Origin of the sequence: Aquimarina agarilytica ZC1 (assembly GCF_000255455.1) — a bacterium.
In the GTDB taxonomy this organism is placed as follows: Bacteria; Bacteroidota; Bacteroidia; order Flavobacteriales; family Flavobacteriaceae; genus Aquimarina; species Aquimarina agarilytica.
Genome location: NZ_JH621293.1, coordinates 4,932 through 24,162, shown reverse-complemented (window position 1 = coordinate 24,162; position 19,231 = coordinate 4,932). Strand labels below are relative to the sequence as shown.

General features: G+C 31.8%; 19 protein-coding genes and 1 tRNA gene. 9 read left to right on the top strand and 11 right to left on the bottom strand.

Features of this window, described 5'->3' with window-relative positions; all coding sequences use genetic code 11:
- Positions 1–76: 76 nt before the first annotated feature.
- Positions 77–508 carry an allophanate hydrolase-related protein gene (locus KQA_RS0216845; RefSeq protein ID WP_010182742.1) on the top strand — a complete coding sequence of 144 codons (432 nt, stop codon included), beginning with the start codon at positions 77–79 and terminating at the stop codon, positions 506–508.
- Here KQA_RS0216845 and KQA_RS0216840 read toward each other — a convergent pair whose 3' ends face one another.
- The 4 genes from KQA_RS0216840 to KQA_RS0216825 form a co-directional block, all read right to left on the bottom strand.
- Positions 509–1,207, bottom strand: a complete 699-nt coding sequence (locus tag KQA_RS0216840; protein ID WP_010182741.1) for a nitroreductase family protein — start codon at positions 1,205–1,207, stop codon at positions 509–511.
- Positions 1,208–1,377: 170 nt separating this feature from the next.
- The gene (locus KQA_RS0216835; protein WP_010182740.1) at positions 1,378–1,959 is read right to left on the bottom strand and encodes an RsmD family RNA methyltransferase; all 582 of its coding nucleotides are present in this window, start codon (positions 1,957–1,959) and stop codon (positions 1,378–1,380) included.
- Positions 1,956–2,747, bottom strand: coding sequence for a DUF3822 family protein (locus KQA_RS0216830; RefSeq protein WP_010182739.1), 792 nt, complete (start codon positions 2,745–2,747; stop codon positions 1,956–1,958). The genes KQA_RS0216835 and KQA_RS0216830 overlap by 4 nt, the downstream gene beginning before the upstream one ends.
- Entirely contained in the window at positions 2,737–3,378 is a 642-nt protein-coding gene (locus tag KQA_RS0216825; protein WP_010182738.1) for a hypothetical protein, read from the bottom strand. Before KQA_RS0216825 ends, KQA_RS0216830 begins: the two co-directional genes overlap by 11 nt.
- A 123-nt stretch (positions 3,379–3,501) precedes the next feature.
- On the opposite strand from KQA_RS0216825, the gene KQA_RS0216820 reads away from it, so the two are divergent.
- The 3 genes from KQA_RS0216820 to tpx all read left to right on the top strand — a co-directional run bounded on the left by KQA_RS0216820 (position 3,502) and on the right by tpx (position 6,546).
- Positions 3,502–4,932: an ATP-dependent DNA helicase gene (locus KQA_RS0216820; RefSeq protein WP_010182737.1), complete on the top strand. Its 1,431-nt coding sequence runs from the start codon at positions 3,502–3,504 to the stop codon at positions 4,930–4,932.
- A 501-nt stretch (positions 4,933–5,433) separates the two neighbouring features.
- Positions 5,434–5,982, top strand: a complete 549-nt coding sequence (locus tag KQA_RS0216815) for a 1-acyl-sn-glycerol-3-phosphate acyltransferase (RefSeq protein WP_010182735.1) — start codon at positions 5,434–5,436, stop codon at positions 5,980–5,982.
- A gap of 66 nt (positions 5,983–6,048) precedes the next feature.
- A complete protein-coding gene (gene tpx / locus KQA_RS0216810; protein ID WP_010182734.1) occupies positions 6,049–6,546 on the top strand; it encodes a thiol peroxidase in 498 nt (165 codons plus the stop codon).
- A gap of 269 nt (positions 6,547–6,815) precedes the next feature.
- Here tpx and KQA_RS0216805 read toward each other — a convergent pair whose 3' ends face one another.
- Positions 6,816–7,868 carry a DUF3810 domain-containing protein gene (locus tag KQA_RS0216805; RefSeq protein WP_010182733.1) on the bottom strand — a complete coding sequence of 351 codons (1,053 nt, stop codon included), beginning with the start codon at positions 7,866–7,868 and terminating at the stop codon, positions 6,816–6,818.
- Between the two features lie 71 nt (positions 7,869–7,939).
- On the opposite strand from KQA_RS0216805, the gene KQA_RS0216800 reads away from it, so the two are divergent.
- On the top strand, positions 7,940–9,403 hold the full coding sequence (locus KQA_RS0216800) for an aminoacyl-histidine dipeptidase (RefSeq protein ID WP_010182731.1): 1,464 nt from the start codon (positions 7,940–7,942) through the stop codon (positions 9,401–9,403).
- Between the two features lie 220 nt (positions 9,404–9,623).
- Here the strand turns inward: KQA_RS0216800 and KQA_RS0216795 are convergent, their stop codons facing one another.
- The 3 genes from KQA_RS0216795 to KQA_RS0216785 form a co-directional block, all read right to left on the bottom strand.
- Positions 9,624–11,468 carry a sulfatase-like hydrolase/transferase gene (locus tag KQA_RS0216795; protein ID WP_010182730.1) on the bottom strand — a complete coding sequence of 615 codons (1,845 nt, stop codon included), beginning with the start codon at positions 11,466–11,468 and terminating at the stop codon, positions 9,624–9,626.
- A 143-nt stretch (positions 11,469–11,611) separates the two neighbouring features.
- Positions 11,612–12,367 (bottom strand): sulfite exporter TauE/SafE family protein, encoded by a 756-nt coding sequence (locus tag KQA_RS0216790; protein WP_010182729.1) that lies wholly within the window; start codon positions 12,365–12,367, stop codon positions 11,612–11,614.
- On the bottom strand, positions 12,367–12,744 hold the full coding sequence (locus KQA_RS0216785) for a DUF1801 domain-containing protein (RefSeq protein WP_010182727.1): 378 nt from the start codon (positions 12,742–12,744) through the stop codon (positions 12,367–12,369). The genes KQA_RS0216790 and KQA_RS0216785 overlap by 1 nt, the downstream gene beginning before the upstream one ends.
- Before the next feature lie 345 nt (positions 12,745–13,089).
- On the opposite strand from KQA_RS0216785, the gene KQA_RS20915 reads away from it, so the two are divergent.
- Positions 13,090–13,215, top strand: a complete 126-nt coding sequence (locus KQA_RS20915; protein ID WP_262482171.1) for a hypothetical protein — start codon at positions 13,090–13,092, stop codon at positions 13,213–13,215.
- A 73-nt stretch (positions 13,216–13,288) separates the two neighbouring features.
- Here KQA_RS20915 and cysM read toward each other — a convergent pair whose 3' ends face one another.
- Complete coding sequence (gene cysM, locus KQA_RS0216780; protein WP_010182726.1) at positions 13,289–14,173, bottom strand: cysteine synthase CysM; 885 nt, start codon at positions 14,171–14,173, stop codon at positions 13,289–13,291.
- Positions 14,163–14,966: a serine O-acetyltransferase gene (locus tag KQA_RS0216775; RefSeq protein ID WP_010182725.1), complete on the bottom strand. Its 804-nt coding sequence runs from the start codon at positions 14,964–14,966 to the stop codon at positions 14,163–14,165. The genes cysM and KQA_RS0216775 overlap by 11 nt, the downstream gene beginning before the upstream one ends.
- Before the next feature lie 177 nt (positions 14,967–15,143).
- Between KQA_RS0216775 and KQA_RS0216770 the strand changes: the two genes are divergently transcribed.
- Both KQA_RS0216770 and KQA_RS0216765 read left to right on the top strand, forming a co-directional pair.
- Positions 15,144–15,881, top strand: a complete 738-nt coding sequence (locus KQA_RS0216770) for a DUF2461 domain-containing protein (protein WP_010182724.1) — start codon at positions 15,144–15,146, stop codon at positions 15,879–15,881.
- A gap of 10 nt (positions 15,882–15,891) precedes the next feature.
- The gene (locus tag KQA_RS0216765) at positions 15,892–16,788 is read left to right on the top strand and encodes an EamA family transporter (RefSeq protein WP_010182723.1); all 897 of its coding nucleotides are present in this window, start codon (positions 15,892–15,894) and stop codon (positions 16,786–16,788) included.
- Between the two features lie 341 nt (positions 16,789–17,129).
- Here the strand turns inward: KQA_RS0216765 and KQA_RS0216760 are convergent, their stop codons facing one another.
- On the bottom strand, positions 17,130–18,728 hold the full coding sequence (locus KQA_RS0216760; protein WP_010182721.1) for a hypothetical protein: 1,599 nt from the start codon (positions 18,726–18,728) through the stop codon (positions 17,130–17,132).
- A 382-nt stretch (positions 18,729–19,110) separates the two neighbouring features.
- Between KQA_RS0216760 and KQA_RS0216755 the strand changes: the two genes are divergently transcribed.
- Positions 19,111–19,194 (top strand) — tRNA-Ser (locus KQA_RS0216755).
- The last annotated feature ends 37 nt before the right edge of the window (positions 19,195–19,231 follow it).

The following is a 19,231-nucleotide window of genomic DNA, read 5'->3' as shown; positions in this document are numbered from 1 at the left end:
TACTAAAAATCTGTCTTTTTTGTTATAAAAAAATCAAGCAATTTTAATCGAACTCAGGTTATCAATAGCCCAATCTATGAAGAATAACGAATTGTTGAATTTGCCTAAATCAGAAACGGAGTATATAGATTTAGCAGTATGTGGCGCACATAAAACAGGGGGATCTTTAAATTATCAACTTTTGGAAATTGATGCAGTGTATAAATCAACACTTTTTACAGCTCCCGAATATCGTTTTTATGCATTAGATCATTTGGATCCAATTCGACCGGGATTAATTAAAGACCCTAAAAATGGAGCAAAAATAGAGGTGCAATTATGGAAAGTACCGAGTGCTCAATTAGGGAAGTTTATCAATCAAATAGGAGCTCCGTTAAGTTTTGGGAAAATTACATTAGAAAATGGAACCATCGTAACTTCATTTTTGTGCGAAAGTTATGCTTTGGAAAGAGCAAGAGAAATTACGAGCCTGCAAACATGGGAAACCTATTTAGAAACTTTAAACTAATTACTCATAAAAAGCACTTACTTCCTCAATGGATTTTCTTGTAATATCGGGGACATAAACTTCTGCAGCAGCATAACCCACAGGAAATAGCATAAAAGCTTTTTCATTAACGGGTCTGTTTAATAAATCTGCTAAAAAGTTCATAGGGCTAGGAGTATGGGTTAGCGTAACAAGTCCTGCATTATGAATAGCAGTTATTAACATCCCACATGCGATACCAACAGATTCGTTTACGTAATAATTATTTTGCTTTTGATTTTGATCATTTAAATCGTATGTTTTTTTAAAAACAGCAATTAACCAAGGGGCAGTTTCCAGAAAAGGTTTATGCATATCAGTTCCTAAAGCTTTAAGATCGTCTTTCCAGCGTGTACTCATTCTACTTTCATAACTTATCTTTTCTTCGGCCTCAGCGGCTATTCTAATTTTTGATTTTAATTGAGGATTAGAAATTGCACAAAATGTCCAAGGCTGTTTGTGAGCGCCAGAGGGTGATGTTGCGGCGGTACGAATTAAATTAGTGATCACACTTTTAGGAATAGATTGATCCGAAAACAAGCGAATGGAACGTCGTTTGTTTAAGTGTTCATAAAAAGAAGCACTACGATCAATCATTTCCGCTTCGGAGTAGTGAAAATCTTGACTATATTTAACATGATTGTGATGATCTATAGTGATTTTTTCTTTTGGATAAATCATTGGTATGTTATGAATTACAACGAATGGCTATAAGTACTAATGAAAAATTATACATTCCAAGTAGCACTTAACCAAAGTTTATGTTTCCTTTTCGTTATCTAAAATACTAAATTAAATACCTTGAAAACAAATCAAATAATCAATAATAAGGGTTAACAGAAGATTTAAAATTAAACAATCCTCATATCAGGAATATCGTCATCGTTTTCGGCAACTTCATTTTCAAAAAAACTAAAAATCGAACCCCCGTAGCGTTTATCATAACTAAAATTTGGGTGTTCTTTTAATGAGGAATGTTTAGAATGTTCAATAATTAATACGCCATCTGGTGCTAATAATGAATTTTCATATACTAGATCGGCTATTTTAGAGAACTGTTCGGTACTAAAATCATAGGGAGGATCAGCAAAAATAATATCATAAGATTGACTCGCCTTTTCTAAAAATAGAAATACATCACTTTTAATAACCGAAATAGGTAAGTCTAGCTCAGTAGCAGTGTTTTCAATAAATTTGGCACAAGCATAATGTTTATCTACTGCAGTAATTTGTTCTGTACCACGGGATCCAAACTCGTAGCTAATATTCCCTGTACCCGAAAAAAGATCAAGCACACTTACCTGAGAAAAATAATAAAGATTGTTAATAATATTAAACAAAGCTTCCTTTGCCATATCTGTGGTTGGTCGAACGGGTAATTTTTTGGGAGCCGTTAAGCGTTTGCTTTTATGTTTTCCTGAAATAATTCTCATGCTTCGTTTTGTGCTAGTAGGTGGAGTACATCTATGGTATTTTCTTCAATTTTTGGTTGTGAAATATTTCTGATATAGGTATATAACAAGTCAAAAAGATCTGTAGAAATAGTGTTTATTAATTCAACTTCAATTTGATTAGGTGATAAATCTAGCTGTTCCAAACAAAATAGTAAATAATACAAAACATCTTCGTTGGTGGTGTATTTAAATGAATTGAACAACAACAAATCAGTTCCTTTACAGCAAATTAGATCAAATTGATTTGGGGCAACAAAAATAGATACTTTTTTTGTTAAACTATATTTTTCTTTTTCAAGTACATGGTTTATTAAAATACCGCTTGAATGGTGAAAATTAAATTCGCCTAATTTTTCTAATAAAAAATTATTCACATTCACATAAGGAATAAATACATTGATAATGCCGGTGTTTAGCTCATCGTAGGTAATATAATCGGTAGCTAAAGTTTTTACAGAGTAGTTAATGTATGTTTTTAGTGCCTTTTCATCAAATAAAGTTTTGGGTACTAAAGTGAATAATTCATTGTAATAAATGACATCAATGCTTTTAAAAGTAGCTTGTAACTCGGGTTTTGAATCAAATATTTTTGAAACCTTTTCTAATAATTGTTGTTCGTTAAAAGGAATAGTGTCGTTTGATTCATGATATTTAGAAACGATATCCCCTGTATTAGATGTAATATAAAAAGAAAATCCATTCAAACTTAATTGAATGGATAGACTATATGTGCTATTGCTTAAATTTAAAACAGAACTATTTGTCATAAACTATAGGCCAATTACCATTTGTGTTAATTTCTTCAAGTGAACCTACAAAAATTTCTGGCCCATTGATTTCATCTAGTGATTCTACTTCATCTTCTTCAGATAAGTATTGTTCTGGCTGATCGTATAAAAGACTTCTTTTAGGAACAGATGCTAAGAAAACAGGGTATAAGATCTCATTCTTTTCTACAACACCGGTTTTCATTTCAATAGATACAGTCTTGTCTTTGCTTACTTTAATTTCAGATAACTTTTTGTATGCATCACTATTTTTAAACAAAGAATCTTTTACAGATTCATATCCTAAAATATCAATAACCACAGTGTCTACAGACTTATCAATACGGAAAGCTTTGTCGTAACGCGTAAAACTTGAATCTCTACGTTGAGTGATTGTAAATTTAGCAGTGTCGATGAACTGGGCTAAAGCATTAAAATCACGGGCATATTTACCTGTAACAATTTTGTGTGCTTGTTGTGAACGTCTAATATTTTTAAGCTGCTGTACGGCAAGTGCAAAGCGTTGCTCTTTTACTTGTTGAAATTTTACCGAGCTATATACAGAATCATAAACTTTATATCCTAAAAAGGCAATTACAACCCATAAGACCAATTGTACCAGTAATTTCATGTTAATTCAGTAGTTATTTTATGTTATAAAGCAAATCTACAATTTTTTTTCAATCACAAAAGTCTTAGGGAATTTTTTCTTGATTATCTTTGAAAATTCTTTGTTTCTACTAATTCAGTTCATTTGACTGCTTCATCATTTTATAAGTTATTAAAAAGCAAATTTCCACATACAGCAACATCTTCACAGGAGGAATGTTTATTAATGCTATCGGATTTTTTATTTAAAGAAGATAAATCGTCACTATTTTTATTAAAAGGATATGCAGGAACAGGTAAAACTACGTTGATTGGTACCTTAGTCTCTCAATTGTGGCAAGCCAAAATGAAATATGTATTATTAGCGCCTACCGGAAGGGCGGCTAAAGTCATTGCAAATTACTCAGGAAAACAAGCTCAAACTATTCATAGACATATTTATTATCCCAAAAAAACGAATAATGGAGGAGTAAGTTTTACTATGAAAAAAAATAAGTTCACTAACACATTATTTATTGTAGATGAATCGTCGATGATTCCCGATTTACCTACCGAAAGTAAAATGTTTGAAAACGGATCATTGTTAAATGATTTATTGCAATACGTGTATTCGGGTACCAATTGCAAAGTGTTATTTATTGGTGATACGGCTCAATTACCTCCAGTAAAATCAGATTTAAGTCCTGCATTAAGTGAAGATATTTTGGAATTAAATTTTGATAAAAATGTGACAACCATAGAACTAAATGAAGTAGTCCGACAAACATTAGATAGTGGTGTATTAAAAAATGCTACAGAATTAAGAGAGCAGCTTCAGGATACATTTTTCGAGGATTTTAAGTTTGAAATTGATGGTTTTAACGATGTAAAACGATTAGTCGAAGGGAACGAAATTATTGAACATTTACAGGACTCCTATAGTAAATACGGTCATGAAGGAACGGTAATTATTGTGCGATCAAATAAAAGAGCTAATTTATATAACCAGCAAATACGTCAGCGGATTTTATTTAAAGAAAATGAGCTTTCAACAGGAGATTATTTAATGGTGGTTAAAAACAATTATTTTTGGTTAGAACCCAGTTCTGAAGCCGGTTTTATTGCCAATGGAGATATTATTGAAGTTTTAGAAATATTTGCCATAAAAGAATTGTATACATTTCGTTTTGCCGAAGTTAAAATACGAATGATTGATTACCCGAATATGGCTCCATTCGAAACCGTATTAATATTAGATACATTAACCTCAGAGAGCGCTTCAATGAGTTATGATGATAGTAATTTACTTTATCAAGAAGTGTTGAAAGACTACAGTGATTTAGGGTCTAAGTACAAAAAGTTTTTAAGTGTAAAGAGTAATTCGTTTTTTAATGCATTGCAAGTGAAGTTTTCATATGCTATAACCTGTCACAAATCGCAAGGGGGGCAGTGGCCACATGTTTTTGTAGAACAACCTTATTTACCAGATGGGATGAATAAAGATTACCTAAGGTGGTTATATACAGCCATAACGCGTTCTCAAGAACAGCTTCATTTAATAGGTTTTAAAAATGAAGACTTTTTAGTTAGTGATTGATTTTGAGTTATTTACAAGTTACTAGCTATTAATTACAAAATATAAAATACTCGTTTAAATGCATGAAATAATCGTTTAAGTACATTTTTTTTGGTTTAATTAATTTTTTTTATGTACATTTGTAATGTAATAAGTCATAAGCAAGTAAATTTCCCCAAGGTTTATTTGTGACAAACCACTAAACATCTAATACATGCTTAGTGGTTTTTTTATTTGTACTTTTGAAAAGTATTAATTAGTTTCATTAGATACACACGGTTACGCATTAAAACGTAATTACGAGTATTAAAAAGCTCAATAAAATCAAAAAATGCAGTGGAGCATTTGATTTTGCAGAGATTTATTACTGTAATTTCAAATGGTATTAGCTATAGAATAGATTTTTAATGCATAATGTGAGTTAAATTATAGTAGTTTATTTGTTTGGGACTTAAGGTTTTATTCATGTTAAATTGTTGTAAATAATTAGAAGCTTATTTATTCTAAACAAAAAAATAATAAATGACAACAACATTAGCACGTTTTATATTGTTTCGCGTTTTAAAATGGAAAATAGTAGGGGATTTTCCAAAAGATATAAAAAAGTATGTTGTCATAGGGGCTCCACATACAAGTAATATGGATTTTATTATTGGTTTATTAGTAAAAACTGTATGCCAAACTAAAATTAATTTTATAGGAAAAAAGTCTCTATTCAAGTTTCCCTTTGGTTATTTTTTTAGAAGTGTAGGAGGTGTGCCTGTAAATAGAAAGAAGAACGAAAAATTAGTCGATAGTATAGTTTCCATATATAAAGAAAGAGAAGCATTTATTTTAGCCATATCACCAGAAGGAACTCGTAAAAAAGTTGAAGATTGGAAAACCGGATTTTATTTTATTGCCAAGCAGGCAAAAGTACCTGTGGTTGCATTGACCTTTGATTTTGGTAAAAGGCAGACCGAAATTTTTGCACCTTTTTACACTACAGATGACAAGGAAGCTGACTTTGAATTTTTGAAATACAGATACATAGGAATAATAGGTAAGGTAGCCGAAAATAGTTACGGTTAAAGCTGTGTTAAACCCCTTGATTTTGGAGTGTTTTTTGTAATTTGTGTTAAAATAAATTTTAAAAAAATGGCACAATTAACTTTACAAGGAAATCCAATTCAAAGTTTAGGAACTTTACCAACTGTGGGAGCTAAAGCTCCAGATTTTACATTAGTAGCTAGTGATTTATCGGAAAAAAAATTAGCTGATTATAAAGGGAGTCGTTTGGTATTAAATATATTCCCTTCAATAGATACAGGAACATGTGCTGCTTCGGTTCGAGCTTTCAATAAAGCAGCTTCTTCATTAAAAAATACAAAGGTTTTATGTGTGTCTAGGGATTTACCCTTTGCTATGTCACGTTTTTGTGGTGCTGAGGGCTTAGAAAATGTAGAAACACTTTCAGATTTTAGAGACGGAAAATTAGGAAAGGATTACCAATTAGAAATTGTTGATGGTCCAATTCAAAAATTACATTCAAGAGTGATTATAGTTTTAGATGAAGATGCTAAAATTTTGCACACAGAGCAGGTAAGTGAAATAGCAGACGAACCTAATTATGATGCTGTTTTGGCAGTTTTATAAGCTAGTTAGATATTTACAATCGCACTTAGATTATATGTTATTACTTAGTGTAACGAATAAAGCAAAATACATAAAATACTGTTTAGCCTTGTATTTGCAGTAGCTCATAACTGGAACAGATTTTTTTGTATAATCTGGGTTTAATTAAAAGAACTAGTTTATTTTTAATAGACTAGTTTTTTTATTATATATCTAATCAATACACTAACATTTGAAATTGAGCTACTAAACCCTTTTTTGACCTTTTCTATTTACTAAAAAAAGAAGCCTTATTTCATGTAATTAACCAGTAATGCCACTACATAATTGTAACTTTTAATACCACCTGACTGATTATTCACTTTTAAGAATTGATTGTAAAAAGCTTTGAATAACGGTTCCGTAGGATTTTTATACTGTTTCCAAAAATCTCTTGTTTGTTGGTAATTTTTACGAATTCCTGGGCGTATTTTTTCTAATGCACAATTAAATTTTTGTTCATCGCTTCGGTAAAGTTCATGTAAACAATATCGAAGTGCAAAAGTATAGCCCGAATATTGAAAATAAGGATCGGGACTATGCATGCAAGCCATAGCACCAATAAAATTGGCTTCATTCTCTTTTGCAAAACCTAATTGATGTGCTTCTTCATGACAACTTGTTGTAGGCATTTTATAAGGGACAATTAATCTGTTGACCTGTGCCTCATTTGTAAATGGATTTAAATATCCGCTAAACCCCATGTAGGCTAATGGGACACTTAAAAATGATTTTTTGATACTTTTAGGTGTGTATTCTAGTTTTGGAAAAATTTGTTGTAATCCCAAGTAAGCTTCGGTGGTATGTTCAAAAATTTCTTCGGTAGCGTAGGGAATTATCACTGCTAAACTATCATTTTGCTCTAATTTTTTGTGCGCCATATTAGATTTTTCAATAAGCTGATAGGTCACTTTTTCTAAATCATTGGTACTGTATTTATGAGCAATATCGAGAACTTTATGTAAAGGCAGTCGGTAATAATTAAGTCCCCAAAGAAAATGAAATAAAAAATATACGATGGAAGCTAAACTTATGGTTTTAACGAGTACTTTTTGCCAAGATACTCTACGTTTGAAAACTTTTTTCCATAAAAAGGCGAGGATACTAATGATCAGTAATATATAGATAATATCACCTATTGAGCTATCAAAATAGCCAAATATACTACGCAATAGCTTTGATATTTTAGGATAAAACCCTAAGCTATAGTTGTTTTCAATCCATTCGGGATGTTGGCTTATCCATTTTACACCTATAATTTGAATAGGTAAGAGTATTGGAATGATCCATTTTTTTATTTGCATAAGGTTAAAAATAATAAAATCACTTGATAAAAAAATAAGCTAATAGTTATATTTGAGAAAAACATATACTTATGAATTCAGCCATACGATCATTAGAGCCAAAATCACTGTGGAATCATTTCGCTGATCTTAATGCGGTACCGAGAGCTTCTAAAAAAGAGGAAGAGGTTATTGCTTTTATGAAAGCTTTTGGAGCTTCACTTTCGTTAGAAGTAAAACAAGATGCGGTTGGTAATGTACTTATTATAAAACCGGCTTCTCCAGGAATGGAAGATCGTAAAACCATTGTTTTGCAGTCACATTTGGATATGGTACATCAAAAAAATAATGATACGCAATTTGATTTTGCTACTCAAGGAATTGAAATGTTTATTGAAGGTGATTGGGTGAAAGCTAAAGGAACTACTTTAGGAGCCGATAATGGGATTGGTGTGGCTACAATTATGGCAATTTTGTCATCAAATGAGATGCAACATCCTCAAATTGAAGCACTATTCACTATTGATGAAGAAACAGGAATGACTGGTGCGATGAATTTGAGTAGTGATTTATTGACAGGAAATATTCTTTTAAATTTAGATACAGAAGAAGATAATGAAATTGGGATCGGATGTGCCGGAGGAGTTGATGTTACTGCGGAAAGGAATTACAAAGAAATAACTACGGATGATACTACTAAAATTGGTTATAAAATAAGTGTTAAAGGGTTAGAAGGGGGACATTCGGGAATTGAAATTCATAAAGGATTAGGGAATGCGAATAAAATTATGAATCGCTTGCTTTTGGATGCTTATGAAAATTTTGGTTTACAAGTTTCAAGTATAGTTGGTGGTAGTTTACGTAATGCTATTCCCAGAGAAAGTGAGGCTGTTGTAGCGATTGATGCGTTAAATGAAGATGTTTTTTTATTAGAAATTAACTTGTTGATTACGGCTATTAAAGCGGAACAACAACGTATGGATCCTAATTTAACTATTGATCTTAAAAAAATAAATGCACCTAAAAAAGTAATGGATTTAGGCGTACAAGAGGGGATTATAAAATCATTACATACTGCGCATAATGGCGTTTTTAGAATGTCACCGGAAGTTGAAGGTTTGGTAGAAGCATCAAACAATATTGCTAAAGTTCAGATAGGTAATGGGCTAGTAAAAATTGATTGTTTAACAAGGAGTAGTGTCGAATCATCACGTACCGATGTAGCGAATAGTTTACGATCAGCATTTGAACTTTCGGGTTGCGAAGTAAGTTTTGGAGGGGCTTACCCAGGTTGGAAGCCTAATAGAAATTCCCCAATTTTAAAAGTATTAGATGATACTTATTACAACTTGAATAATGAAAGAGCTCATATTATGGCTTGTCATGCAGGTTTGGAGTGTGGAATTATTGGAGAGCATTATCCAAGTATGGACATGGTATCTTTTGGACCAACTATTTTAGGAGCACATTCACCCGATGAGCGTGTATCTATTAGTTCTGTAAAAAAATATTGGAAATTAGTTGAGGCGGTATTAAAAGAGATTCCAGTAAAATAATTTTTTTCAATGATACCAATTCTGAAATTTTATAACGCAGAAATAGTAGAAAAGACTTATTATTTTAACGATCATATTATTTCAGAATTGGTATGAAACCTTTGAACGAATTTTACGAATTACTGGTGAGAATTTCGCATTATTCGAGTTAAAGGTTTCATAGAGAGTGGGAATATGATTTTAGTGATCATATTTTCCTATGACTAGCTGCAGTATAAAATTATAATTGTGGAATAATTTCCTGAGGAATGTCCAGAGTTTTGTTGTCAGCACCACCAGCAAAATTACTAATATTATAGCTGTTAGTTTTTGTCCAATCGCATTCTATTCTACCATCACCTAAAACAATATTCCCTAATTTATTTCTAAACCAATCGGCTAACTGCACGTAATTTTTATGATCGGCAATGTTGTTTTTTTCTAAAGGATCATTGCGTAAATCATACATAGCCATAGCTGCTTTTGGTCTGTCGCAAGTTAATGCCCAAGTAATATTATCGTTCAAATAAGGAGCTTTTGAAACATCCCATTTATCACGTGTACGCATTGAAAAAGCAAAGTTTTTGGTTCGCATATAAGCTCGGTGTCCGCAAACTACATTAACTTCACCAATAGCATATTCACGCTTAGGTTTGTTATTAGAAACTACATCGGCCAAGTTGTAGCCGTCTAAATAATCATATTGTTTAGTTGTAACATTTTCGCCTGCAGCAGCTAAAATAGTAGGAGCAAAGTCAACAAATTCAATAATATCATTCACTATTTTTCCAGCGGGAAATTTCTTTTTATCCGATGATACCACAATTGCAGCATTTTGAACTGATTGTTTCCAAGGACCAAATTTGGCCATTATACCTTGTTCTCCTAAATGCCAACCATGGTCCCCAATGGTGAAAATAATGAGGTATTCTTGCTTATTGTTTTTACAATAGGTTTTAAAAGTTTCAACTGCCTCACCAATTAGAGCGTCCCCATAAGCGCAAAAGGCGTAATAATCTTGAATGGCTTGTAATTTTTCGTTTGGTTTTAGTTGATCGGTTTTGCATTCATTGTATAAGGTAACCAGTTGTGGAGGAAAATTCGAAAGTTCATCAGTGCTAAAGTCGGGAAGTTTGTATTTTTTATTTTTAAAAATAGTACGATATTTTTTTGGAGGCAGCACAGGAGTATGTGGTAAATGAAATCCCAAATTTATAAATGCAGGTTTTTTAGCATCTATTCCATTTACTGTTTTTCCCCAAAGGGTTTTATATTTTTTATTAGCATTGTTAATGTAATTCTTGTATTCTTTTACAATGGCTCCATCAACGGTATTGCCAGCCTTTTGAGGATTTACTCCTCCAATTATTAAGCCTTTATTTAAACGCGTATAGGTGCGTAAAATGTTATAATCCTGATCAATTTTTTGTTTCGTTTTTATATCAGCTTCAGGTATAGGAGCATCTCTTTGTTGTGTTAGGTAACTTTTAATTTCTCCATTAGGAAGAATAGCCTTTTCAAGGGTTTTTATAGGACTAAAAATTCCATCGATAAATTCAATTTCTGCATCTGCATAAAAGATATCACCAATACCATTTCCTTGTAAATCTCTTTTAAAATGCATGTTATAATCAAAAAAATCGGTGTATGAATTTTTTGAATGGTGCTTATACTTGTGAATTCCCCAACCTGTTTTTCCAAAAACAGCGGTGCTATATCCTTTTTGTTTTACTATTTGTGATGCTGTTGGCTTTACAAAGTCTGCTTGTTGATGTGAATAAAACTTATAGTGACCAGACCTAAAAGGATACCTACCCGACATCATAGAACTACGCGAAGGAGTACACATAGGAGAATTACTGTAGGCATTCACAAAAAAAGTACCTTCTTTAGCTAGTTTGTTAATGTTTGGAGACATTACATAACCTAGACTGCTTTCTTTTTTACCTGTGGTTACTTGATTGTAATATTCAATTGCATCGGGTCTGTGATCATCGGTTATTATCCAAAGTATGTTAGGTTTATTTTGTGCTAGACTAGTCAAATAGTAGGAGCACACTAAAATAAAGAGCAAATTATTTTTCATAAAGCAATTTTTAAGCATATTGATGTGTTGTTTATCCAATAAGTGATTTTACCATCAATTTATTGAAAAAATAGTAAAGAAAATAAATGAAGTTTCTTTAAATGAATAAATTATACGAAATTCTTATCAGTTAATCGTATTACTTAAAATACCCATAGCTTGATCGCCATTAATAGAACAGCAACAACCATAAAAATTTGAATGGCTTTATCTCCTTTTTTAACAGACCATCGACTGGCTGTCCAACCTCCAATAGCATTACCAATCCCTAATAATAAACCGTATTTATAATTTATTTGGTCATCGATAGCAAAAACGCTTATTGTACCAATAGTAAAAATAAATACAATGATGGTTTTTAATGCATTTGATTGTACAAGGCTTAAATTATTTAATACAGAAAGTGCTAAAATTAATAATAAGCCAGTTCCAGCTTGAATAAAACCACCATAAACACCAATAAAAAAGAAAGTGATTAGTGTTAAAATATAAGCTAATTTGGGGTCGTTTTTGATTAATTGTGGTGGTTTGGGTTTAATTAATGTCAAGATTAAAACACCAACCATGACCACAGATAAAATTTTTGTAAATAAAGCATCAGGAATTTCTAGTGCAATTTTAGAACCAATTATAGCTCCAATCAATGCAATAACACCAACTAAAGTAGATTTCCAAAACCCAAATACAAAAGGGGAAATGCCTTTACTTTTAAACCCCCAAGCAGAAAATATGGTTTGAATAAAAATACCTATTCTATTGGTTCCGTTGGCTAGTGTAGGAGGGAGTCCAAAATAAAGAATAAGCACTGGCAAGATGATAACCGAACCTCCTCCGGCCACAGTATTTATAAAACCCGTAAGGCAACCTACTAAAATTAAAACGACATCTTTTAACTCCATTATTTTTTTGAATTTGGAGCTTTGTATTTGACTGTTTTATCCAAGGTAATAGCTTCCTTAATACAATCTATAAATTGCTCATAAGGTATTTTATCCAATGAATCAACATACATGCTTTTTACCATTTTTCGTCCTTCAGCTTTTAGGATACTATGTTTTTCAGAAAGTTCGTTACCACGAACAAAGCAAACATGAATACCATCTTTTTTTTTATCAGGATTTAGGTAAGTTACCCAAGTCTTTCCATAATAGGTTGGTATTTTCCATTTTATATTGGCTGTTAATCCATATTGATTAACAAAAAGATCATGAAAAAAAGTTAGAATTTGTTGCTTATTTTCGCTTTGTTCAAAAATATAGGTTTCTACAGGGTTCATTTATATTTAATTGCTATTCGAAGATAAGTAAATTTAGATCATATATTTAATTGTGATTTTATTGTGAAAATTAATTTAGGGTAAGTTATATAGTAACTGTTATATAGTTAATTAGGACAATTTCATATTATGAAAAAGCATTTTTTAACAACTAACTTTAAATTATCAAGAAATATTTTTTTTTATTAATAACAATTTTTTTGCTTTCTTCATGTAATAAAGAAGAGGAAAATTTGGAATTAAAATATGTAGAGGTATTTGATGTTAGCTACTTAGAAGAAATGAAAAAAACTATTAATTCAATAGATAACATGTACTGTATTGGATAACACCTTCAAGTGCGCCGTGAAATTAATTAGATTTAGACCCGTATCAAGACTAGCCAGATTTATTAGAACTGTTGGGAAACGTCATTATTCAATTGATGGAGGAGGAGATGCTAATGATATTAGATTAAGGGTTATTAAATGACAAATAAAACTAGTATCTATAATTTTATGTGAACAAAATAATTATGGATACGGGCTTTTAAATTTTCTTGTTATTAATTGAATAAATCAGAGGATAAATAACGATCACCACGATCGCAAATAATGGCTACTATGACTCCACTATCAATAGTTTCTGCAAGTTTTAAAGCAGCACAAACCGAACCACCACTACTCATACCTGCAAATACACCTTCTTCCTTAGCCAAGCGTTTAGCCATAATTGTAGCTTCCTCTTGACTAACTTCAATCACTTGATCCACTTTTTCGGCATTAAAAATACTAGGTAAGTATTCTTTAGGCCATTTTCTAATTCCGGGAATACTTGACCCGTCCGTTGGTTGGGCACCTACAATTTGTATATCAGCATTTTGTTCTTTTAAAAAAGTTGAAGTTCCCATTATAGTTCCGGTAGTTCCCATAGCAGAAACAAAATGAGTTACTTTTTGATCGGTATCTCTCCAAATTTCGGGTCCGGTAGTTTTGTAATGTGCTTTCCAGTTATCATCATTTCCAAACTGATTTAGCATTACAAAGCCTTCATTTGTTACTTTGGCTTCAGCATAATCTCTAGCACCTTCAATACCTACATCTTTTGAGGTAAGCGTTACCGTAGCTCCATAAGCGCGCATGGTTTGCACACGTTCTTTGGTCGCATTTTCTGGCATTACTAATTCGATATTTAAATTAAATAAACCTGCAATCATGGCTAGAGCAATTCCAGTATTTCCACTGGTAGCTTCAATAAGCTGCGTGTTGTTATCAATATCACCACGATCCAAGGCAGATTTGATCATATTATAAGCGGCACGATCTTTTACACTACCGCCAGGATTATTTCCTTCAAGCTTAAGTAAAAGTGTGATATTGGGATTGGTTATAACATTTTTAGCTTGTACTAAAGGCGTATTTCCAATAAGATTCAAAATACTATTTGTCATAATCACTCGTGGTTTTAATTTTTACTTGTTTAGTGTTGGATATTACTGAGTTTTCTGGCACCGATTTGGTTAACCAAACATTACCCCCAATAATACTATTGGCTCCAATGATGGTATCGCCTCCTAAAATGGTGGCATTGGCATAAATAATCACGTTATCTTCAACAGTTGGATGACGTTTAGAGCCTTTTAGGTCTCGAGTGACATACTTCGCGCCAAGCGTAACTCCTTGATAAATTTTCACATTATTTTTTATAATAACAGTTTCACCAATTATGGTTCCTGTAGCATGATCAATAAAAAAGGAATCACCAATTTGAGCACCTGCATTAATTTCGGTTCCAGTAAGCCTATGGGCATATTCTGTCATTAAGCGAGGGACTAATGGGAGTCCCATTATGTATAATTCATGACTAAAACGATATACAGCAATGGCAAAAAAACCAGGGTAAGCTAAGTATACTTCTTCAATAGAATTTGCTGCTGGGTCACTATCTAAAAAAGCTTTTGCATCTAGCTGTAATTTGTTTAAAATATTTGGAAATGTGCCTAAATAATCCATCCATATCTCGCCACAAGATTTGTCGTGTTTCCAGCATGCTAAATCCACTAACTCATCAAAGGTTTGTGCTAATTTATCAATATTAGTTTCTACGGAAGCTTCGGTATCAAAAAGTGTTTCAAAAAGTAATGAAGTAAAGTATTCAGTACGTTCTTTTAAACGGATCGGTAGATTTAAATCTTTTTTTTGAGACTCAATTTGCTTTATTACGGCAGTTTTTAATGGATTCATTAGTTTGGTAATCTTATGAGGGTAAATATACTTATTTAATCAATTATAGCAGAAGCATTTTTTGTAGGAGCGTTTAAAAAAATAATTCTTGTTTTTTTAAGGTTTATTTATGCAAACTAGTAGGGCTTACATGCTTTTAATCATTTTTAAAATTGTAGTTTTAACTATTAAAACCAGATGAGAGTAGACGTTTTTAGACAGGAATACTTTCATACCAAAAGAGAACACATGGCAGGAGTAGCGACTGATTTACTTGATTTTTTAAAGGAGCTTAGAAAAAATAATAACCGAGATTGGTTTGAAGCTAATAAACCTACTTTTAAAAAGTTAGATGATGACTTTAAAACTTTTTTTGGAGCTGAAATTTTAGAAGGATTAACCAAAACGGATCATATTGAAAAAATGAAGCTTTTTCGTATTTATAAGGATATTCGTTTTAGTAAGGATAAAACACCTTTTAAAACTAATCGATCCTTAAGCTTTAGTAGGGAAGGAGCTGCACTACGCGGAGGGTATTTTTTGCATGTTGAACCAGGTAATACGTACTTAGGTGGCGGATTTTTTGGACCCAATCCAACTGATTTATTGCGTATTAGAAAAGAGTTTGAAATGGATGATCAGGAGATTAGAGCAATAATGGCCGATAAAGAGTTTTCGAAAGTATTTGGATCTGAATTTGTCCCATATGCTCAAGTGAAAACAGCTCCAAAAGGATTTTCGAAAGAGCACCCTGCTATTGACTTAATAAAGAATAAATCTTTCTTTTTTGAAAAGAAATTTACAGATAAAGAAATTGTAGCTGCTAATTTTTCAAGCAAAGTGGTGCATTGTTTTGAATTATTACGTCCTTATTTTGATTATATGAGTGATGTACTTACGACCGATTTAAATGGTGTTTCATTATTAAAAGACTAGTAATAGTTGAATGAATTTTACTAAAAAGACTTTTTTAATAGTACTTGCATTTTTTGCTATTTATGTCATTTGGGGATCTACTTATTTGTTGAATAAAATTGCAGTATCCCAAATTGCTCCTTTTTATTTGGCTAGTATTCGCTTTACTATAGCTGGCGCGATGTTATTGGTTATTTCAAGTGTTTTAGGTTACACCAAAGGTATTCGCAAAAAAGAAATATTGAATTCGATAATAGCAGGTTTTTTGTTTTTAACATATGGAAATGGGGTATTTGTATGGGCATTAAAGTATGTTGATAGTGGTTTTGCCTCGTTATTAGTGGCTATACAGCCTTTGGTGATATTAGTATTAATGAATTTAATGTACCGACAGCGAATTCAAATAAAATCTATTATTGGGATTAGTTTAGGTATTCTTGGGATTGCTATTTTGGTTACCGAAAAGGGAGTTCGATATACCTCGGGAAGCTTGATTGGAATTTTAATGATTTTTACCTGTATATTAAGTTGGAGTTTTGCTAGTATTTTTGTTTCTAAACGTAGTTTTCCCCAAAAATCACTATTAGATACAGGAATACAAATGCTAACCGGAGGTTTGTTTTTGTTATTGGCTAGTTTTCTTTTTGGAGAAACGCATTTGCCATTTTCACAATGGACTCCCAAAGTAACACTATCCATGTATTTGCTTACTTTTTTTGGGAGTATTGTTGCTTTTACAGCGTTTAATTATTTATTAAGAAGTGTTTCTCCAGAAAAAGTGGCGACTTCGGGTTATGTAAACCCTGTAATAGCTGTGGTTTTGGGTTGGTATATACTTGATGAAACTATTTCATTTCAGTTGTTAATTGCTGCTTTTATACTGTTAGTAGGGGTTTACTTTATTAATTCAAGTAAGTCTAGTGTTTAATATAACTTCGGAGTCCATTTGCTCGTAAATCTAGATTGATCTAATTAATACCGTTTACCATTTGAAATAAGTCTAATAAATCCCCCTTTACTTCTTACAACAAGATAAAGAGAAACCGTAACTGTGGCTATACTTTATTTTCTATTTTATGTAAAGGAAAAAATCATCAATTTCTTTTACCGTAAATTCCAAACAACAAATGGTATAAAATCTAATTTAAAAGCAAAAAGTCATATTATTTCAGAATTAGTATAATATGACTTTTTGAAAATTGAATAATGATATCATCTTACTATTAAGGAAGAAGTATATTTTTTTAATTATGTTATTTACTATTAGTTTTACTTCCCGCGTAAGCGAAATAAATAGCTTTTTGATCCATTATGACCTTGAATAACTAAATCATTAGTGCTAATAGGGACTACTTTCCCCATTTCAAAACGGGATAAACGATGTTTGCCTACTTCTATAGCATTTACAACCGGAAGCTTATCAACATTGCCTGTTAGATCATTAATTCGATAAGCTACTATAAACATATAAGATTGTTTATTCATGGCCAATTCCGTTGCAAAATCACCAATGGACTTTCGTAAATTTTTAAATTGATCCCAGCAAAGGACATAATGATTATCACCAAAGTATTGGTGAGCAAATGACATACTTTGTTTGCCATTAATTCCTTTTTGATTTTTTGGTAATTGATTGAACCAGTTCAAGGTGCCGTTTCCATCAATTTTACAGCCATAAGCATTGCGATAATGACTAGTATAATGAATATGATTTACACCGTTTATATAACTAGATGATTGGATAACGTAACGTTGCTCTGCAAAAATGGCATAGCTACCATCTGGGTTAGCGACTACTTTGTTAATATGAATTTTTTCCAAATCATTTAAGTCCCCTTGACCTCTTTTTCCTCTTGAAATTTGGCTTTGTCTTCTGTTTTCATAAGCTACTAAAGTATCATTAGGAATACGGTGTAATATAGGTTTAATATTTTCCTTACCATCCAATTTAGCTACAAAAGCTCCCACAATTTGACCTTTAAAATTTTCATCACCAAAAAAACCTACAGCTACAGGTTCATTTTTTCCAGAAGCGTAAAGTACAGCATCCTCAATAGGGTAGTCCGTATCTAATTGACTAATGGACCATTGTTCACTGTTTTTAGAAGCTTTAAAAAACTCCATGTGAAAGTCGGTATCCAATTTATTACGTTTACCACCAGAAACACGTTCTTTTTCAAACTTAGAAGCCAATACAAAGAAATTTCCTTGACTATCAACCATAAAATCATCAGTATTTACTTGTTTAAAAAAGTAAGGTATTTCCATGGTGCGTTTCCAATCTAAACTTGTGTCAGCATTGTATATCTGTATTTCAATGACATTTTTTGCTTTGCCACTTTCGTTTGATTTTTCCTTTTTACGGTGTAGAATTAAAAATTTAGATTCGTCGACAGACTTTTTTATAGCAAAAGCATTAATACGCCTTCCGGCTTCGTACCCAAACCGTCCCGAAAATCCAAAATCATCGGCAATATCCTCTTCAGAGTCAATAATAGTATAAGCTTTACCAATTTTATCCTGACTAATTCTTATTTTTTTGGCCAGTAGTTTGTTTTTTTGTCTGTAGTAAACAAAAACTGTATCCTTTAATTGCATAATACTTACAAAATTTCCTTTATCGGCAAAGCTTGTATTGTTCGGTTTTTTGGATAGGTCACTTAAATTGTGACGCTCAATGATAAAGCCTTTTTTTAATTTTTTTAATGAAAGTAATTTTTGACCATAATTGAAATGAAATTCATCAATACCTGTTACCCGTTTGTATTTATTTCCGACAGATAAACTAAAGTCATCTGTTATAATTGGTTTTTGGGCAACAAGTGATAGTGTAACTAAACTAAAAACAAGTAAAAAGTAGGTTTTCATAAATTGTTTGTTTGCCGCAAAATATAAAAACTACAGCATTTATACTAATAGGATAGGTTGAATACAATTAGTTTTTTCTTTTTTATAAAATTTGAGTTAAATGTAGACCTCGTTTTATGTTGAAATATATCTTAAAAGCCTAAATGCTTACTTAAAGTTGAGTAGGTATATTTTTTTAGGTTGTAACTAATAAATGAATTGTGATTTTGGTTTATTGGAATGAATATTAAGTTAGAGGTAATTTTTATTTTATTCGTTTACAGTAGGTTGAAAAAAAAATAAAAAAAAAGTGTTTTTTTCTTCGTGTAATTCCAATAATAGATTAAATTTGCAACCGCTTCGAGAGAAGTGATAAACGTTCTTTAACAAGATACATTTTTTAGGAGAGGTGCCAGAGTGGTAATGGAGCAGATTGCTAATCTGTCAGCGCGCAAGTGCTGCCGGGGTTCGAGTCCCCGTCTCTCCGCAATTTTTATTACTTTTGTATCACTATAAAGTACACC

Bases quoted from the DNA above. Each gene is read 5' to 3' on its own strand.
- KQA_RS0216840 (WP_010182741.1), bottom strand. From the start codon at position 1,207: ATGATTTATCCAAAAGAAAAAATCACTATAGATCATCACAATCATGTT.
- cysM (WP_010182726.1), bottom strand. From the start codon at position 14,173: ATGACAAATAGTATTTTGAATCTTATTGGAAATACGCCTTTAGTACAA.
- KQA_RS0216795 (WP_010182730.1), bottom strand. From the start codon at position 11,468: ATGAAAAATAATTTGCTCTTTATTTTAGTGTGCTCCTACTATTTGACT.
- KQA_RS0216805 (WP_010182733.1), bottom strand. From the start codon at position 7,868: ATGCAAATAAAAAAATGGATCATTCCAATACTCTTACCTATTCAAATT.
- KQA_RS0216785 (WP_010182727.1), bottom strand. From the start codon at position 12,744: ATGAACCCTGTAGAAACCTATATTTTTGAACAAAGCGAAAATAAGCAA.
- KQA_RS0216825 (WP_010182738.1), bottom strand. From the start codon at position 3,378: ATGAAATTACTGGTACAATTGGTCTTATGGGTTGTAATTGCCTTTTTA.
- KQA_RS0216765 (WP_010182723.1), top strand. From the start codon at position 15,892: ATGAATTTTACTAAAAAGACTTTTTTAATAGTACTTGCATTTTTTGCT.
- KQA_RS0216790 (WP_010182729.1), bottom strand. From the start codon at position 12,367: ATGGAGTTAAAAGATGTCGTTTTAATTTTAGTAGGTTGCCTTACGGGT.
- KQA_RS0216830 (WP_010182739.1), bottom strand. From the start codon at position 2,747: ATGACAAATAGTTCTGTTTTAAATTTAAGCAATAGCACATATAGTCTA.
- KQA_RS0216800 (WP_010182731.1), top strand. From the start codon at position 7,940: ATGAATTCAGCCATACGATCATTAGAGCCAAAATCACTGTGGAATCAT.
- KQA_RS0216775 (WP_010182725.1), bottom strand. From the start codon at position 14,966: ATGAATCCATTAAAAACTGCCGTAATAAAGCAAATTGAGTCTCAAAAA.
- KQA_RS0216770 (WP_010182724.1), top strand. From the start codon at position 15,144: ATGAGAGTAGACGTTTTTAGACAGGAATACTTTCATACCAAAAGAGAA.
- KQA_RS0216845 (WP_010182742.1), top strand. From the start codon at position 77: ATGAAGAATAACGAATTGTTGAATTTGCCTAAATCAGAAACGGAGTAT.
- KQA_RS0216760 (WP_010182721.1), bottom strand. From the start codon at position 18,728: ATGAAAACCTACTTTTTACTTGTTTTTAGTTTAGTTACACTATCACTT.
- KQA_RS0216815 (WP_010182735.1), top strand. From the start codon at position 5,434: ATGACAACAACATTAGCACGTTTTATATTGTTTCGCGTTTTAAAATGG.
- tpx (WP_010182734.1), top strand. From the start codon at position 6,049: ATGGCACAATTAACTTTACAAGGAAATCCAATTCAAAGTTTAGGAACT.
- KQA_RS0216835 (WP_010182740.1), bottom strand. From the start codon at position 1,959: ATGAGAATTATTTCAGGAAAACATAAAAGCAAACGCTTAACGGCTCCC.